At 59.6% G+C, this 16,163-nt stretch carries 20 protein-coding genes and 1 tRNA gene; 5 read left to right on the forward strand and 16 right to left on the reverse strand.

The window, feature by feature from the left end; translation table 11 throughout:
- Positions 1-155 precede the first annotated feature (155 nt).
- On the forward strand, positions 156-1,226 hold the full coding sequence (locus ACIQ36_RS03805; protein ID WP_395826080.1) for a saccharopine dehydrogenase C-terminal domain-containing protein: 1,071 nt from the start codon (positions 156-158) through the stop codon (positions 1,224-1,226).
- On the opposite strand, the gene ACIQ36_RS03810 is transcribed toward ACIQ36_RS03805, so the two are convergent.
- On the reverse strand, positions 1,223-2,188 hold the full coding sequence (locus ACIQ36_RS03810; protein ID WP_395826082.1) for a GlxA family transcriptional regulator: 966 nt from the start codon (positions 2,186-2,188) through the stop codon (positions 1,223-1,225). The genes ACIQ36_RS03805 and ACIQ36_RS03810 overlap by 4 nt on opposite strands.
- A 101-nt stretch (positions 2,189-2,289) precedes the next feature.
- On the opposite strand from ACIQ36_RS03810, the gene ACIQ36_RS03815 reads away from it, so the two are divergent.
- Positions 2,290-2,847 (forward strand): cysteine hydrolase family protein, encoded by a 558-nt coding sequence (locus ACIQ36_RS03815; protein ID WP_395826083.1) that lies wholly within the window; start codon positions 2,290-2,292, stop codon positions 2,845-2,847.
- Here ACIQ36_RS03815 and ACIQ36_RS03820 read toward each other — a convergent pair.
- Positions 2,831-3,796 (reverse strand): carbon-nitrogen hydrolase family protein, encoded by a 966-nt coding sequence (locus ACIQ36_RS03820; RefSeq protein ID WP_395826085.1) that lies wholly within the window; start codon positions 3,794-3,796, stop codon positions 2,831-2,833. The genes ACIQ36_RS03815 and ACIQ36_RS03820 overlap by 17 nt on opposite strands.
- A gap of 115 nt (positions 3,797-3,911) precedes the next feature.
- Here ACIQ36_RS03820 and ACIQ36_RS03825 point away from each other — a divergent pair, with 115 nt between their 5' ends.
- Complete coding sequence (locus tag ACIQ36_RS03825) at positions 3,912-4,775, forward strand: LysR family transcriptional regulator (RefSeq protein ID WP_395826087.1); 864 nt, start codon at positions 3,912-3,914, stop codon at positions 4,773-4,775.
- Here the strand turns inward: ACIQ36_RS03825 and ACIQ36_RS03830 are convergent, their stop codons facing one another.
- The 8 genes from ACIQ36_RS03830 to ACIQ36_RS03865 form a co-directional block, all read right to left on the reverse strand.
- On the reverse strand, positions 4,776-5,186 hold the full coding sequence (locus tag ACIQ36_RS03830) for a hypothetical protein (protein ID WP_395826089.1): 411 nt from the start codon (positions 5,184-5,186) through the stop codon (positions 4,776-4,778).
- 74 nt (positions 5,187-5,260) lie between these two features.
- A complete protein-coding gene (locus tag ACIQ36_RS03835) occupies positions 5,261-5,989 on the reverse strand; it encodes a Bax inhibitor-1 family protein (protein ID WP_395826091.1) in 729 nt (242 codons plus the stop codon).
- A gap of 89 nt (positions 5,990-6,078) precedes the next feature.
- On the reverse strand, positions 6,079-6,486 hold the full coding sequence (locus ACIQ36_RS03840; RefSeq protein ID WP_395826093.1) for a hypothetical protein: 408 nt from the start codon (positions 6,484-6,486) through the stop codon (positions 6,079-6,081).
- Positions 6,487-6,603: 117 nt separating this feature from the next.
- Entirely contained in the window at positions 6,604-7,533 is a 930-nt protein-coding gene (locus ACIQ36_RS03845) for a pseudouridine-5'-phosphate glycosidase (protein ID WP_395826095.1), read from the reverse strand.
- 1 nt (position 7,534) lies between these two features.
- Positions 7,535-8,404: a PfkB family carbohydrate kinase gene (locus ACIQ36_RS03850; protein ID WP_395826097.1), complete on the reverse strand. Its 870-nt coding sequence runs from the start codon at positions 8,402-8,404 to the stop codon at positions 7,535-7,537.
- A gap of 29 nt (positions 8,405-8,433) precedes the next feature.
- Positions 8,434-9,306, reverse strand: coding sequence for a bifunctional methylenetetrahydrofolate dehydrogenase/methenyltetrahydrofolate cyclohydrolase FolD (gene folD / locus ACIQ36_RS03855; protein ID WP_395826099.1), 873 nt, complete (start codon positions 9,304-9,306; stop codon positions 8,434-8,436).
- Entirely contained in the window at positions 9,299-9,628 is a 330-nt protein-coding gene (locus ACIQ36_RS03860; protein WP_395826101.1) for a DUF167 domain-containing protein, read from the reverse strand. Before ACIQ36_RS03860 ends, folD begins: the two co-directional genes overlap by 8 nt.
- Entirely contained in the window at positions 9,625-9,921 is a 297-nt protein-coding gene (locus ACIQ36_RS03865) for a YggT family protein (protein WP_395826103.1), read from the reverse strand. The genes ACIQ36_RS03860 and ACIQ36_RS03865 overlap by 4 nt, the downstream gene beginning before the upstream one ends.
- 141 nt (positions 9,922-10,062) lie before the next feature.
- Here ACIQ36_RS03865 and ACIQ36_RS03870 point away from each other — a divergent pair.
- Both ACIQ36_RS03870 and ACIQ36_RS03875 read left to right on the forward strand, forming a co-directional pair.
- Positions 10,063-10,138, forward strand: a tRNA-Ala gene (locus tag ACIQ36_RS03870).
- Positions 10,139-10,366: 228 nt separating this feature from the next.
- Complete coding sequence (locus ACIQ36_RS03875; protein WP_395826104.1) at positions 10,367-10,804, forward strand: hypothetical protein; 438 nt, start codon at positions 10,367-10,369, stop codon at positions 10,802-10,804.
- Between the two features lie 559 nt (positions 10,805-11,363).
- On the opposite strand, the gene ACIQ36_RS03880 is transcribed toward ACIQ36_RS03875, so the two are convergent.
- From ACIQ36_RS03880 to ACIQ36_RS03905, 6 genes are all read right to left on the reverse strand, one after another.
- Complete coding sequence (locus ACIQ36_RS03880) at positions 11,364-11,705, reverse strand: hypothetical protein (RefSeq protein ID WP_395826106.1); 342 nt, start codon at positions 11,703-11,705, stop codon at positions 11,364-11,366.
- Positions 11,705-14,185, reverse strand: coding sequence for a toprim domain-containing protein (locus ACIQ36_RS03885; RefSeq protein ID WP_395826108.1), 2,481 nt, complete (start codon positions 14,183-14,185; stop codon positions 11,705-11,707). Before ACIQ36_RS03885 ends, ACIQ36_RS03880 begins: the two co-directional genes overlap by 1 nt.
- Before the next feature lie 736 nt (positions 14,186-14,921).
- On the reverse strand, positions 14,922-15,209 hold the full coding sequence (locus tag ACIQ36_RS03890) for a hypothetical protein (protein ID WP_395826110.1): 288 nt from the start codon (positions 15,207-15,209) through the stop codon (positions 14,922-14,924).
- The gene (locus ACIQ36_RS03895) at positions 15,206-15,535 is read right to left on the reverse strand and encodes a type II toxin-antitoxin system HicB family antitoxin (protein WP_395826112.1); all 330 of its coding nucleotides are present in this window, start codon (positions 15,533-15,535) and stop codon (positions 15,206-15,208) included. The genes ACIQ36_RS03890 and ACIQ36_RS03895 overlap by 4 nt, the downstream gene beginning before the upstream one ends.
- 19 nt (positions 15,536-15,554) lie before the next feature.
- The gene (locus ACIQ36_RS03900; protein WP_395826114.1) at positions 15,555-15,842 is read right to left on the reverse strand and encodes a helix-turn-helix domain-containing protein; all 288 of its coding nucleotides are present in this window, start codon (positions 15,840-15,842) and stop codon (positions 15,555-15,557) included.
- On the reverse strand, positions 15,839-16,162 hold the full coding sequence (locus ACIQ36_RS03905; protein ID WP_395826116.1) for a type II toxin-antitoxin system RelE/ParE family toxin: 324 nt from the start codon (positions 16,160-16,162) through the stop codon (positions 15,839-15,841). Before ACIQ36_RS03905 ends, ACIQ36_RS03900 begins: the two co-directional genes overlap by 4 nt.
- Position 16,163: the final 1 nt, after the last annotated feature.

The raw sequence follows: 16,163 nt of genomic DNA on the forward strand, positions 1-16,163 counted from the left end.
GAGCGCGGCTTCATCTGTTTTTGCCAGATCCGATAAAGTGCCGATCTTTTCCGGCGAATCGCCGAAACTTTCGCTCATTCCGCCGATTCGCCGGGTGGTCTGCCGACGCTGCCCCCCGGCACACTCGGGCGCAACAGGATAAACAGGGGGCTGCAATGCATAAGATTTTGATTCTGGGGGCCGGGCGCATCGGCACGTCGATGGCAGCGCTGTTGCAGGGAACGGGCGAGTATCAGGTTACGATTGGCGACGTGAACCCGGCGGCGCTCGCTGCCGTCGATGTGCCGGGCGTGCAAACCCGCGCCGTCGATTCGACCGATGCCCACGCGCTGGCCGAGGCAATGAAAGGTCAGGGCGCCGTTGTCGGGGCCGGGCCGTTCGCGGTGAATGTCCATATCGCCGAAGCCGCGCGCGCCCATGGGCTCGATTATTACGATGTGACCGAAGATGTTGCCGTCACCAACCGCGTCCGTCATCTGGCGCAGGGGGCCTCGACCGCCTTCGTGCCGCAGTGTGGGCTGGCACCGGGGGTTATCTCCATCGTTGCCCACGATCTCGCCAGCCAGTTCGACACGTTACGGGAATTGCGCTTGCGCGTCGGCGCACTGCCGAAGTACCCCGCCAATGGCCTCGGCTATAATCTGACCTGGAGCACCGAGGGGCTGATTAACGAATATCTCAATCCCTGCGATGTGATTATGGACAGCCACCGGGTGGCGGTGCCGCCGATGGAAGGGCTGGAGCATTTCGCTATCAATGGGGTCGAATACGAAGCCTTCACCACGTCGGGCGGGGTCGGCAGCCTGTGCGAAACCTACGAAGGCCAGGTGGAAACCCTCACCTATAAAACCATCCGCTTCCCCGGCCATTGCGCCGCCATGCGCCTTATTCTGGAAGATTTGAACCTGAAGAGCCGCCGGGGTCTGCTGAAGGAAATTCTGGAAGGCGCGATTCCGCAGACCCGGCAGGATGTGGTCGTCGTGTTCGTCACCGCAACCGGGTTCCAGAATGGCCGTTTGATGCAAACCAGCTTCGCCCGGTCGATCTCCGGCCAGACGGTTGGCGACCGCGAGTTTAGCGCCATCGAACTGACCACGGCGGCGGCGGCCTGCGCCGTGATCGACCTTAAGAACAGCAACCACCTGCCGCAAACCGGCTTCGTGCGCCAGGAAGACGTGTCGCTGCCAGCCTTCTTGGCCAACCGCTTCGGCAAGGTTTACGCCTAAGCCGCGCCAACCTTAAAGCGTTGCCGATACTCCCCCGGCGTCAGCCCCAGGATCTTGTGAAAGATTTTGCGGAAGGCGCCGGGGTCTTCATATCCGACCTCCCAGGCGATTTGATCGATGGTGAGCGCGCTGCGCTCCAACTGCGCGCGGGCGCGGGCGATGCGGATATGTTGGCGGTACTCGGTCGGCGTCAGGCCCGTTGCTTTCTGAAAGCGGCGCAGAAACGTGCGCTCCTCCAGGCCCGCCTCGGCGGCGAGGCTCCGCGTGGTATCGCCCTGCCCGCCGCTGCGGTGCAGCGCCTGTTGGGCTTTGACAATCGCGCCGTCGCCGTGATCGAGCCGGGGGCTGAAAGCGGCATAGGCGCGCTGATCCCGCCCAGGGGGATCGACCAGCAGATAGCGCGCGACCTCCAGCATAAGGTCCGCCCCAAAAATCCGCCCGACCAGGGTTAAGCCTAAATCAGTCCAAGCCATCAGCCCGCCTGCCGTCAGCAAATCGCCATCGTCGAGGACGAGCTTATCGATCTCGACCCGCACATCGGGAAAGCGGGCGGTGAAGGCGTTCGCATAGACCCAATGGGTCGTCGCCCGGCGTCCGGCCAGCAAGCCCGTTTCCGCCAGAACAAAAGCCCCCGCGCAGACCGAGGCGAGCACCGTTCCTTCAGAATGGTGGGCGCGCAGCCACGGAACCAAGGGCGCGGCGACTTCCGGCGTAATCGGATCGCCCAAGGCGGGGGGCAGCAGCAGAAAAGCCGGTTTATGGGCCGGGCTGGGGTGTGTATCGAAAACGCACGCCATGCCGCTAGCCTCGGGCTGCCAATGGCACACCCGCAGGCGCGGCCCTTCGGGGTCGGCCTGGGCGTCAGCGCGGCGATTGGCCAGGGCGAACAGGTCCGTCAGCCCATAGAGGGCCGCCACTTGCGCGCCGGGATAGTGCAGAAGGCCGATTTCAAGCAGGGGCATCTGTCGGTTTTAGCCCGAAGAATGTCAGTTTCGCCAATCCCCAGGCTGGCACGGCGGCGCTAGGGTTGGCAACAGAAGCCATCTTCACCAGGAGAAAAAACATGAGCCAACGCGCCTTAATACTCGTCGATATCCAGAATGACTATTTTACGGGGGGCAAATGGCCCTTGGTGGGGCAGGCCGAGGCGGCGGAGAAGGCCGCAGCAGTCCTTACGGCAGCCCGCGCGGCGGGGGATGCGGTGATCCATATTCGCCACGAAATCACCCGCCCGAACGCGCCTTTCTTCGTGCGGGGCTCCGAGGGCGCGGCGATTCACCCAAGCGTGCAGCCGCTGCCGGGCGAAACTATCCTCGTGAAGAATTTCGCCAATTCCTTCCGCGAGACCAGCCTCAAGGCTGAACTCGACGCGCGCGGGCTGACCGATCTCGTGATCTTGGGCTCGATGACTCAAAATTGCATCGATTCGACCACGCGCGCCGCTGCCGACCTTGGGTATAGCGCCACGGTGATTCACGACGCCTGCGCCACGCTCGATTTGACCTTTGGCGATCAAATCATTCCGGCCGCCCAGGTCCAGGCCGCCTATATGGCCGCCCTCGGCTTTGCATTTGCTAACGTGGTTTCGGCGGAAACCTATTTAGCTACGCCCCGTCTATAAAGTCGGCGAGACGCTGGCGGCGGCGGTCCACGATCAGGCGGGTCACATCCGGGCGGCTATAGTGCCCCGCCAGATCGAGGTTCTGCCGTTCGCGCCGCACGAGGCGGTGGTCGAGCGTCGCCACCAGCAATTCTTCCCCCTCCGTGTGCGGCGGAATAACCCAACTGCCATCGGGGGCGGCGATGCAGGAGCCGCCGTTTGCCATCACGTCCGGGCAGCGGGCGAGCATGGCGGCGACGGGGCTATCGGGCGGCACATCCTCCCGCCGCATTAGGCCCGAGACGGCGAGAACATAAGAGCGGCCTTCACGGGCGAGGAATTGGGTCGTAACCTCGGTATTGCGCTTATTGCCCGGCCACAGCGCGACATGCAGGTCTTCGCCCAAGGCATAAAGCGCCGCGCGCGACAGCGGCATCCAATTTTCCCAGCAGTTCAGCCCGCCAACGGTGAAGGGGCCGAGGGCATGGGTTTGCAGCCCGTGCCCATCCCCCGGCGACCAGCTCAGGCGTTCCTCATAGGTCGGTTGCAGCTTGCGGTGGACCGAAGCGATGATGCCATCAGCCCCAATATGGACCCGCGAGCAATAGAGACTATGGCCGCCCCGATCCAACGGGCGCTCGATGGTGCCCAGCATCACCGCGATGTTATGGCGAGCGGCGGCCTCGCAAACCGGCTGCAAATGGCCCGCTTCGATACAGAGGGCTTGATCGAGATACAGCGCGTGAATCTCCTTCTGAAGGTCCGAGTCAAACACCGCCCCATCGGTATGCTCGATCCAAAACGGGTAGCCCGGCGCTAAGGCCTCGCCGAAAACGACAAAGCCGCAGCCTTCCGCCGCCGCGCGGGCGATCCAGGTGACGATTTTGGCGAGTGTCGCCTCGCGGTTCAGCCAGACGGGGGCGATTTGGGCGAGGCCAACGGTGAGCGTATCGGACGGGCGGGCGGGCATCGGCGACTCCAGGGATAAGATTGCGCTTGCCGGAGCTTAGGCAAACCCCGATCATTGATCCAATTAATCGATAAGATAGTTGGCTATTATGTATCCTAATATCAGCCTGACACAGATGCGCTGTTTCCAGGCCGTGGCCGAGTTGGGCGGCTTCACGGCGGCAGCCGATGGGCTGTGCCTGTCGCAGTCCGCCGTTAGTCAGGCGGTCGCGGCGTTGGAAAAGCAGATCGGCGCGCGGCTGCTGGTGCGCGGGCGCGACCGGGTCACGCTGACGGTCGCGGGGGAGGCCGCGCTCGCGGAAACCCGGTTGGCGCTGGCTGCCGTCGAACGGTTGGCCCACTGTGGGCAAGGGGCGCGGGTGCTGACGGGCAGCGTGCGCTTGGGCGTGGTGCAGAGCGCCGCCATTCAACTTTTGCCCGGTTGGGTGCGGCAGTTGCGCGCCGCCCATCCACGCGTGACGGTAACGCTCTATGAGGGCACCGACCCGGAGGTGACGGGCTGGCTGCTGGCGGGCGTGGTCGATCTCGGCATCACCAGCCGCCTGCATCCTGATTTAACCGCGCGTCCAATTTTTGAGGACGAATATCTTGTGGTTCTGCCGCCCGATCATCCTTTTGTGGACCGGCCCGTGCTCGATTTAGCGATGCTCACCGGCGAGCGCATGCTGCTGTCCGGCGGCGGATGCGAGACGTTGATTCAGGAATTATTGGTTGCCGCCGACAGCCGCCCGGAGATTGTGGCGATGGTCCGCGATAACGCCACGTTGGTGAGCATGGTGCGCGCCGGATTGGGCCTAACGATTATGCCGGAATTGGCCGTTGCTTCTGACCGCGCGGGCGTGGCCTGCCGAGGGCTGCGTCCCGCCCTGCCGCGCCGGTTGCACCTGCTCAGCCGCAGCGACGCCGAATTAGGGCCGGTAGCGGTGGCGCTCCTCCAGATCATCCAGGGCGCGGCCCCGATGCGGCAAGCCGCCGAATAATTATCGGCAGAAGGCGCGGCTGACTTTTCCGGCAGCGGTAACGATCAAGGTGAGCCGTTCCGGCACGCGCTCGTAACTCACGGGGGTTTCGAGCGCGAGCACGCGCACTTGCATCAGGTTCATCGTGCGGACTTTGGCGAGCGCGGCCTCGCGCGGCATTCCCGCAAGGGAAGCGACTTTTGCGTCGAGGCACGGCGCATAGAGATAGGCATGGGGCCGCGTGGTGCGCCCCACTTCGGTGGGGGTGGGGGGCGGCTTATAGAAATTATTCAGCGGGTAGGGCTGCGGCTTTTGATCGGCTGCCGTGCGCGGGCCTTTGGCGGGATTATAGGGCGTCGCGGCCTGTTGCGCCGTCGCACTGAGGCTGACGGCGATCAAGACGGCTCCTAAACTCAGCGCCCGCGCACCCATATTTCATTCCAATAAAAAACCCGGCGCGACAGTGTCGCGCCGGGTCTTAACGTAGGTCAAGAGACCTTCTTTGCCTACTCGCGGTCGCCCATCAGATTGAGCAGCGCGGTGAAGATGTTGATGAAGTTGAGGTAGAGCGACAGCGCCCCCAGCAACGACATTTTCATCAGGCTTTCGTGGCCATAGCCTTCAGCATATTCTTCCTTCAGGCGCTGGGCGTCGAAGGCGGTCAGGCCGGTGAAAACGATCACCATCACTACCGAGATGAGCATGCTCATCAGGCTAGAGCCGAGGAAGATATTCACGATCGCGGCGATGAAAACCCCGACCATCCCGATGAGCAGGAAGCTGCCCATGGAGGTTAGGTCTTTTTTCGTCGTGTACCCATAGACCGCAGCGGTCAGGAACACCGACGCCGAGATGAAGAAGACCTGGGCAATCGACTGGCTCGTGAAAACCAAGAAGATGCTGGCCATCGACACGCCCATGAGCGCCGAATACCCCCAGAACACCGCCTGCGCGGTGGCTGCGGACATACGATGGATCATACCGTAGAACAAGAACACCACCGCAATCGGGGCAAGCATTGCCACCCACTTCAGGTGCGTGTTGTAAATCATCTGAACCAGAGCGGGGCTATTCGCCACCATTGCGGCAACGAGGCCCGTTACCGCCAAACCACCGGCCATATACGCGAAAATGCGCAACATATAGCTGCGCAGGCCGGCGTCGTATGCCGCCTGATCGACGGTGCGCGTCGTGCGCTGCGACTGCCAACCCGGCGTCTGCCAACCTTGAGCCATTTTATCCTCCGTCTTGATCCCTGGCAAACCTACCAGGGGCTTCTGATACTTTGGCAACCCTTTGTGAAAATTCAATGGCTATCTGCGACTCAACCGCCAGATTTTTGTTTTGCGGCGGCGAGGCGCTTCCGGCGCGCCTCCATCGGGTCGGTGTTCGGATCACTGTCCTCTTCGATTGCGGACCCGTTTCCGTCGGCCTCATCTAGCAGATCAGCAACATCGCTCGCGTCCAGATAGAAACCGACCATTTGGGTCAGCACCCGTCCCGTCAAGGCTAACACCAGATCGCGGCTCATCCGATGCCCGCCCGATGACTGCCGCGCCCGCAGCAGCACGTGCACATAGACCGTGCGGGCGAGCGCAACGATATCTTCCGCCACGAACTCCTTGCTCGCCATCTGCTGCAAGAACAGCGCGAGTTGCGGATCAATCGCAATTTTGTTCCCGCTCAAGGTCGAGACGGTCGGCGGTGCGTTCGAGAGGGGCGACTGGGCCATGCGGTTGACAATAACCCTTTTTTCCCATGTCCACCGCCACAAGTGGCGGCGATGGACCCAGGAAGCACTAGAAAAACGGAAAACGCTGCCAAAGCGGCAGCCGATGCTAAAAGGATGTTACCCGAAAGCGCGCCGTCCCGCCAAGGCAACCGCGATGGCCGCCCCCAGATGGGCGTTATTTTCGACCAGGGCGATATTGGCGGTCAACGACCGGCCTCCGGTTAGCTCGGCAATGCGTTTCAGCAGGAACGGGGTTTCCGCTTTGCCGCGCACGCCCTGGGCGCGGGCTTCGGCAATCGCTTGAGCGATAAAACTTTCGATCTCGTCGGGCGGCAGGGCGGTTTCCACCGGGGCGGGGTTGGCGATCACCGCGCCGCCATCGAGCCCCAACGCCCATTTCGCCGCAAGAATGGCGGCAATCTCCGCCGCGCTTTCGGCCCGATGATCGACCGGTAAATCCGATGTGCGGGCATAAAAGGGCGGGAACCGGTCGGTTTGATAGCCGATGACTGGCACGCCGAGGGTTTCCAGCGTCTCAAGCGTCTTCGGCAGATCGAGAATGGATTTCGCCCCGGCGCAGACCACGCCCACATTGGTGCGGCTAAGCTCGGTCAGATCGGCGGAAATATCGAAACTCTGCTCCGCCCCCCGGTGAACCCCGCCGATCCCGCCCGTGACGAAAATCGAAATCCCCGCAAGGCGCGCGCCGATCATCGTCGTCGCCACCGTCGTTGCGCCCAGGCGCTTGGTGGCAATCGCCATCGGCAGGTCGCGGCGCGAGAGTTTAGCGACATTATCGGCGGTGCCGAGCCGCTCCAGCAGTTCGGCATCGAGCCCGATTTGAAACGCGCCATCGACCACGGCAATCGTCGCCGGAACCGCGCCGCCCGCCCGGATCAATCCTTCCACCCGCCGCGCGGTTTCCACATTCTGCGGATAGGGCATACCGTGGGCGATAATGGTCGATTCGAGGGCGACGACCGGGCGGCCCTCGGCGACGGCATCGGCGACTTCGGGCAGCAGGCGAACGGCAGACGGCAGGGCCATATTATACTCCAAGGCGGGTCAAGGTTTCGGCGGCAAGGCGCAAGCCCCGCTGGACGGCGTCGAGCAAGGGATCGCCCCGAACAAGGCCGACTAACGTGCCCGCCACCAGCGAATCGCCCGCGCCGGTTTCGTCGACAATCGGGCCGGGCAGCGGCACGGGCGGTAATAGGCTTTCGAACCCCTCGGCGGCCACGGCGGCGCCGCGCGGGCCATCAGTCACAACCACGGCGCGACACCCGTATTCGCGTAAAGTTTCGGCGAGATGCAGGGCCTCGGCAGCGTCCGGCGCGCCGGTTAGCAGCCGGGCTTCGTCGCGGTTGCAGAACAGCAGATCGATGGACGCCAGCGCCCCCTTGAGGCGTTCGGCTTTTGAAACCGAGACCGCATCGACCACCAGCCGCGTTCCTTTCGGGCGAAACTGCGCAAGATAGGCGAGGGATTCGGCGGTGAGATTCGTGTCGAGAAACCACAGCGGCGTCGCCGACAGGGCAATCAGCAGCGGCTCGAAAAAGGCCGGGTCCATCGCCTCCAGCACGGCCATATCGGCCCAGGCCACGTGCAAGCTGCCGTCGGGGTTCAGGAGGGCGGCGTAATTGGCGGTCGGCAAGTGCCGGTGCGGGGCGATCAGGCGGGTTTGGACATGATCGGCGGCAAGATCGCGCAGCAGAATTTCGCCTTCCGCATCATGGCCGATCAGGCTGACGAGTTCGGTTTTAAGTCCGGCGCGGGCCGCGAGAACGGCAACATTGCGCGCCACGCCGCCCGCGGAATGGCTGGCCGAAACAGGATTGGAGGTTCCGCCGATAACCGGTTGCTTTGCAATGGCGAGCGTATCCCAAACCAAGCCGCCGACGCACACGAGATCCGCCATTCCTGCCCCCTTTAACCTTTAACGAAGGTTTATACGCCGCGCCGGGCCTTTGCCGCTGTGACGGTATTATGAAGCAGGCAGGCAATCGTCATCGGCCCCACGCCGCCCGGCACCGGCGTAATCGCACCCGCGACCAAAACCGCTTCGGCATAGTTCACGTCGCCAACCAAGCGGCTTTTGCCATTGTCATCGGGCGGCAGGCGGTTGATGCCCACATCGATAACGGTCGCACCCGGCTTGATCCAATCGCCGCGCACCATTTCCGGACGACCCACGGCGGCGACCAGAATATCGGCCCGGCGGCACAGGGCGGGCAGATCGCGGCTGCGCGAATGGGCAATCGTCACCGTGCAATCGGCTTTCAGCAGCAGTTGCGCCATGGGTTTGCCGACGATATTGGAGCGCCCGACGATGACGGCCTCCATCCCGGCCAAACTTCCGTGATGGTCTTGCAGCAGCATCAGGCACCCGAGCGGCGTGCAAGGCACCAAAGCCTGCGCGCCCGTTGCGAGCCGCCCGGCATTGACCGGATGGAACCCATCGACGTCTTTCGCGGGATCGATGGTGAGCAGCACCTTATCGGCGTCGATATGGTTGGGCAGCGGCAGTTGCACCAGAATCCCGTCGACGGCGGGATCGGCATTCAGGCGTTCGACCAGGGCTAGCACCTCGGCTTCGCTGACGCTCGCGGGGAGTTTATGCTCGAAGGAGCGCATGCCGACTTCCACCGTTTGGGCGGCCTTATTGCGCACATAGACCTGACTGGCCGGGTCTTCCCCCACCAGAACCACCGCAAGGCCGGGCTGAAAGCCGAGCGTGGCAATCTCGACGGCTAAGCGCGCGCGGAGTTTTTCGGCGAAAGCTTTGCCATCGATTCGGGTAGCTTGGGCGGGGTTAGTCATGGGCGAGCGCTCCTACTTCGTCGGTGATCCGCAGCCTCAGCGCCGCGTCGGCCTGTATCGCGAGACGTTTTACCCGCGCCGTTTCCCCGGACAACAGCTTTACCGCACTCTTTGGTATGCGCCAATGTTTGGCGAGAAACGCCACGAGCGCCGCATTGGCCGCGCCCTCCACCGGCGGAGCGGAGAGGCGCACGCTCAGCACCGGTCGCCCGTCGCTCTCGATCCGCACGCCCTCAATCTTCTCTTTCGCCGATTTCGGCGTAACGCGGACGGTGAGAATCAGCCCGTCCGCGGTTACGCTGATCGGCAAAGGCAGCGTCACGGCAGGATCGGATAAACGTAAGCCGCCAGCAGCCGTTCGATAAATTGCAACAGAATCAGCAAAACCAAGGGCGATAAATCGACCCCGTTAAAGCTCGGCAACACCGACCGGATGGGCTGCAGCAGCGGGTTGGTCAGGCGATTGGTCAAATCCCAAATCGTGGCGACGACGGGATTGCGCGTATTAACGACATTGAAGGCCATCAACCAGCTCAAAATCGCCTGAATTAAAATGATCCAGAACAGCAGACTAAACGCCGTGCTGATCAACCAGGCAAAGGGGGAAACAAACATCCGGTCGCATCTCCTGACGGATCAAAAACAGCCGCCAAGACCCGCACGGCTGCGCAGTAGAAGCTAGCGATGCCAAGCCCGTCCTTCAAGGCCACAGAAGCGCTTGACTTTGATCGGGCCGCCGGGCATACCCGCCGACACGGGGCCGTAGCTCAGTTGGGAGAGCGCTGCAATCGCACTGCAGAGGTCGTGAGTTCGACTCTCATCGGCTCCACCAAAGATTTCAAGGGGTTAGCAGCGTTGCGCGGCTAGCCCCTTTTTGCTGTGTCACCACCATGTCACCAGGAGGAGGAAAATCGGTCGCGCTCGGCTGACGTGCCCTCGGCCCTCTCGCACTAATTTTCGAAATCTTTCGTATCTGTAAGCCGGGTACCCTATAGACAAGCTGGTTGTGTTGCGTTTAATGTTTTCTCGGTTAAAGGCCTGTCATTTCAGGGAGTCCAAAATGGTAAAGAAATTATTAAAATACACTCTGGCGTTTTCTGGGATTTTTATGCTTTCCGCATGCGCTAGAGATGCTGGGTATTATAAAAATCAGTCTTCAATGCAATTATGCCTTGATTATATGACGCTCCCTTCGGTCAATATTAATCATGGTGCGCGGTCCGAGGAGTTAAAGCGCAGAAATGAGGATTGTTCGGCTTATAAAGAAGTGGCGGCTTCGAGAATGAAGGCTAACGAGAGTTTTGACAGCCGACTGCAGAGGATGACGAGTCAGCAACAAAATTCCACGTCCTATGATAATCAGGTTAAGCAGCCCGTTGCGTTCTTTAAAAGAAGTTATATTTCCGGCGTTAATCGAATTTGCATATATGACCGCATGGGTTCTCAGGTTGCTAGTACTCTGCGGTCGGTAGATATATGCCCGCTAACGCTTGAATAACCGTGACACCAGTATTTTACCCCTCAAGCACCCCACCGCTTCCATTTTAGTTTATTTTTACATTCTGTCATTGTCATTGTAAAATTTAAATTTTGACGACAAAAGACGCCTAGTTTAATTTCTTCGCTGGGGCAGCCTCATCGTCGTCCGTGTTTATGATTACATATATTTGTGGGTCGACGGTTGTCTTGCATATCATTACATCTGAAGTTTCTAACCATAGCATTGTTATATATAAGTAATAATTACTAATTCTGTAAATTTCTCCCGAAATCATTTTTAGTATTTTCCCGTCTCTCTTATTTTCCCAAATCGAATCCGTATAACAATCATATATTCTCGGCTTGGAAAGTGCCTGTCCTGACAGGATGATTATTAATATTAAGAATTTTAGAATCTTCATCGCTTGATCTTTCAGGTGTTTGAGTATCGAGCGTCGCTCATGTTGGGAGTTTGTTAGTTTGCGATATACCGATAGAATGGAAAATTCATACTTCTTTTTTTCCCACTCAAAAGCCCCTTGAGTTGTCATGAAAGTAGCTACGGCATCTGATACACGCTATTTATATTTATAATTTAGTGTTGCGTATGCCAATTCCGAGGTAAACCCAGTTTCCGCCGCCGCGTCCCGTTCTGCCTGTTCCCGGCTCATGCCACCGCAAAACTGTTTCATCGCCGCGCGTTCCTCGAAAGCGTCGCGGAGGTCGATAGCGTCCGGGGCGGGAGGGAGGCTATCGGGAGCCTCCCCCACCACCGCCAGGAGGCAGGGTTTATTCTCGCGCAACAGCGTGCGAAGCCCATCGGTCAAACGCTCGGGCGGACCCGCGCGCAATTTGTCCCCCTGTCGCCAGACGCGCACCCCCGCCAGGGCGCACGCCTGTAAGAGTGCTGCCGCCTGCATCAAAACTGCTCATAGTCCGGGGGCGTGGAAATATCCGGGGGCGACGTCCTTAATGTCCTAACGTCCTGTTCTTGGGCCTGCCGTGGGGGCACGGTAGGACTTTCAGGATATGCAGGACTTTGCAGCAGGGAGTTTTCCCCCGTTTGGAGGGAAATATAGCAGTAGCCACCGCGCCGCCCTTGGTTCCGATATTCAATCCCAATAGCGCGTAAGGCGGGGGCAATCCGGCGGAGGGCGTCCGCGAAGCCTTTCGCAGTGCGGGGCCAAGCCTCGGCATGGTCCGGGCGCTTTTGCGAGACCGCGAGAAACAAGGCTTTGGTCGTCATCTCGATTGGAGCTTTCGGGCCGTCTTCCCACCAATCAACCAAGGCAGTAGCGACGGGGGAGGCGTCCAAGGTGCGCGTGATGCTATCGACCCGGAGAGACGCATAGAGGGCAAGGAAATAACCCGCTGGTCTTCCTTCTACCCGCATGAGGGCTTCCCCCAGTTGGGCAAATTCGATAAGCCGGGGGCAGTCCTTCGGCGCAATGTGGATCGTAGGCAAAAGCGCCAAAGCCTTTGCAACCTGAGTCAGCAACGCCCCCAGCAAGCCCCCGTGTTCTCTGTCGAAGGTTTTGACGAGACCCACGATTTCGGTGCGCCGGGTGAGCGGCGGGATTTCAACGGAAAGCGTTCGGTCAATCAAATCTTGGGCGGTGACGGCGGCGCTAATACCATTTAGAGCGATAGGGCGTTTCGTGCGGATAATGCTCTCGTCAGCATCGGAATAGAGCTTGCGCTTGGCGTGCCCTGCCCCCGTTGCCAGAACGCATAGGGCATCCTGAATATCTGCCGAAAGGTGGCTGATATTCTCATAGCTGACGATGCCGTTTACCCGCGCGGAGACGAAAATATCCTCCCTGGATTTCGGGGCGGCGCGAAGGTCGCAGGCGTTCGGATCGATCAGGCGTCGCAAGAGCGATTGCGTAGTGCTTTTGGCGCTTCCCTGTTCGCCGATGATTTCCAGCACGGGAAAAGGGGTTTCCGGGCGTAGGCAGTCCGCAAGCCACGCCAGAACCAGCGGGCGGGCGGTTTCGGGGATGTTTACGCAGTCCCAAAGTGGCGTGAGGCTGCCCCCTTTTTCGGGGATCGGGAGCGGCTGCAACGTATCAGGGCGGAGAAAATCGACCGGGGGGTTTTCGATAACGTCCCATTGCCCCGGTGTTAGCTTTACCGCGCGGCTGCGTCCCGGCTCACCAAGGTCGAGATAATAAGCCCCGTCTTTTTCCGCCATCCGCACGAAGATCGGGCGCGTGTCCCCGGCTTCGCGTGCCAGTCCGGCAAGGGTTCGCACCGCTTCGCGCAAGGCATTGTCGCGCGCCGCGCTTCCGGTCATCCGGTAAAAGCTAGCAGAGAGGGATTCTTGAAACCGGCTCGATTCGATGGGCCGTACTTCGCCCGTTTCGCGGTGGCGGGCGTAGGCTTCGTTTTGGGTATCGGTGAAAAGCCCATACTGCTCTTCCACGAAGCCAACGAGTCGGGAAGCCTGGGAGCGTGCCTCAGTTTCGGGGGTAGAATCCGGTTCGGCGGTGGCGAGGGCTTCGGTGAGATACGCCGCCACGGCTGCCGTGCCTTCCACATGCGCCATATCGTTGAAGTCGGTTGCGCCTTCCGGGCGGTTTGGCCCAAAGGCAGGGGAGACGAGTTGTCCGCTCACTTTCGCAGCGGCGGCGCGGGCCTGGGTCATGCCGGGATTTCCTTCTGTTCTATGGTCATCGTCCGCACACAGGATCAAGCGTGCGGTGGGGTATGCAGCGCGGAGGGCGGTGGCGACGGGGGTAAGGTTGCCGCTATCAAAGGCCACCGCGACGGGTAAGCCGGTTGCGGCGTGAAGACTGGCGGCGGTCGCAAACCCTTCGGCAATCAAGAGCGTTTCGCCCGGAATGCCGATTAGGTGAAAACACCCGCGTTTGCGCCCTCCCGTGAGAAAGCGTTTCGTTCCGTCCGGGCCGATGAATTGCAGCGAGTGCAATGCGCCTGCCGTGTCGCGCATCGGCACAATTAAGCGCCCGTCCGATTGTCGCAGGCCGTAAGAAGCGACAGCCTTTCTTGATAGATAAGGATGCGCGGGGACGGCAGGCGCGGCCTCATTCCAGAGGCTTTCCGCTTTGGCGCGGGCGTCTTGGTGGCGTTGTGCTTCGTCTCGCTTGCGGGCGGCGCTAAGGGCCTGTTGTCGCTGCCGCCATCGGGCCGCATCGACAGGGCTTTGGGGCCTGCCCGAATGCCAGTTCTGCCAGTCCTTCCCATCCCGCCAGTTCTGGAATCCGCCCGCTGGGGTTTCATCCAAAAACAGCACATAGGCACCGTCTTGATTTCCGGGTTTTCCACCGTCAACCGGGCAGCGATGCAAGCGGCCATCGGTTTGAAGCGAGGGCGGCGGGATTAGCCCGCGCGCCTGCATTGCCGCTGCGAAAGCGGTTAAAGTTTCCGCCCCCATCATTCGGCACTCGTTGACGCGCGCGGGGACGAAAGCCGGGTACTAATCCAGGTGTCTAAGTCTTCGGGGGCATAAACAACCCGACTGCCAAATTTCCGAAAGACAGGACCACCGCCCGTAGTGGCCCATTTCTGGAGTGTTTTAGGAGAAAGCGGAAGTCCGCGCTCACTGACGTAAGAAGCGGCTTCGGTTCTCTGTAGGTATTTAGTCAAGTTCGGCTCCTAAGCTGGAGAGTTAGCCGCATCGGTGGCGGCCCTCTCCTAGCTATGGGAGGAAATCACGAATAAAAAGGTTGTTGGTTATTTAGAAAAACCATCGTTCATTCTTGATAAACCGATGTTGGATTATCGCTGAGGCAGAGAAACTGCGGCGGAAAACCGTCAATGGTTTTTAGGGGGTAAGCGGGGAATGGCACCCAAAAGTTTTATAACCAATTGAATATAAAAAGAAATAAACCAACGATGGTTTCACGAGCGGCTTGATCGAGAAAAAATGTTCAGGATTCCTTTTTTGGTGTTTTTGGTGGGCGTCCGCCTTGGCTCGTACCGATTAAAACGCGCGCACAACTATCCTTAAGTTGTTTGTTGAGTTGCAAGTCTGCATATCTGGAGTCTATCTCTTTGATTACGGACGGGATAGTTAAGCGACCCTCGTTTTGTCGAAGTTCATGCCATAGCGTCCAGACAATCTTCATTGTCTCCGGCATGTCGTCCGTAAATTGAATTTGCCTACTATTCTTTTATTCATCAGGGAGAAGATATTCTAGATGAACGCCTCTTTCTGTGCACCAATTTATAAATGATGTTTTATCAATTTTCTGTTCGAAAATTGGATAATTATTATTTGATGGTTGATCGGAAACTAATATAGCACCTGTATTCATAGCCTCCCTAATATCTTTTTTTGTTTCATTGATAATTCCAATGTGAATTTTTACACAAATTGGGTCTACGCTGTGAAATATGCGTGCGGCCTCATCAATTGTGAAAGAGTCTCTATATTTGAATATTTTTACCCATTCAGTCATGACGCCACCTTTTCCAGACTGTCCGAAACAAAGCTATTCAGGCTTTTGCCCGAACGCGCCGCCGCTGCCACCAGGGCACGGTGAAGGTCGGGTTTGATCCGCAGGAGGAGCTTACCGGAATAGGGCTTTTCGGGCGTCTTACCGCGCGCCCGGCACCAATCCTCATAATCTTCAACCGTATCGGAAAAGGCGGTTTTCAATTCTTCCACCGTGCGCCCCTGAAAGGTCAGCACGTCGCGGGTGTTGATAACCTCACCATGAAACAAGCCTGCTTCGGCGTCTAGCTCGATAAGCCCGATATAGCCTTTATGCTCTAAGGTGCTCATGGCGTGTATCCTGCTTCTGTTAGGAAGCGCCGAGCGGATAGAGCGTTATTCCCGCCCGCATTCCCAGCGCTGCTGCATACCGTTCCACGGTTTCCCATTTCGGCTTTCCGCCTGCCTCCAGCCGGGCAATCGCGGCTTGCGACGTGCCCATACGGCGCGCGATTTCGGCTTGGGTTAGTCCGCTTTTGCGCCGGGCTTCGGCAAGGGTAAAGGCAACCTCATAGATCGGCCCTAAGCGTTCATATTCCGCCGCATAGGCGGGATCGGTCAGCCATTCCTTTTGTAGATCGGCGAAAGGGCGGGTCATGGGTCTATCCTTTTGGCGCGGTCTAGCGCGGTATCGATGTAACGGCGCGGGGTTTTCCGGGTCTTCTTTTGGAAGGCAAGCACGATAACGAGGCGCTTCCCCAGGCGAGTCACATAGAGCGCCCGGCCCTCGGTGCGGTCGCCAGAGACGCGAAGTTCCCATAGCTTCCCCTCTAAATGCTTGGCGAAAGGCTCCCCGAGACGGTCTAGGCCGACGTGTTCAACCCGTTCCACAACGCGCGCCAGAGCGGCCCGCAGAGGGAGCGGCCAATCTTGCAACTCGGCCTCGGCCTCTGCGGTCAGGCTTACCCGCCACGTCATA

Origin of the sequence: Elstera sp., assembly GCF_044372965.1 — a bacterium.
GTDB lineage: Bacteria > Pseudomonadota > Alphaproteobacteria > Elsterales > Elsteraceae > Elstera.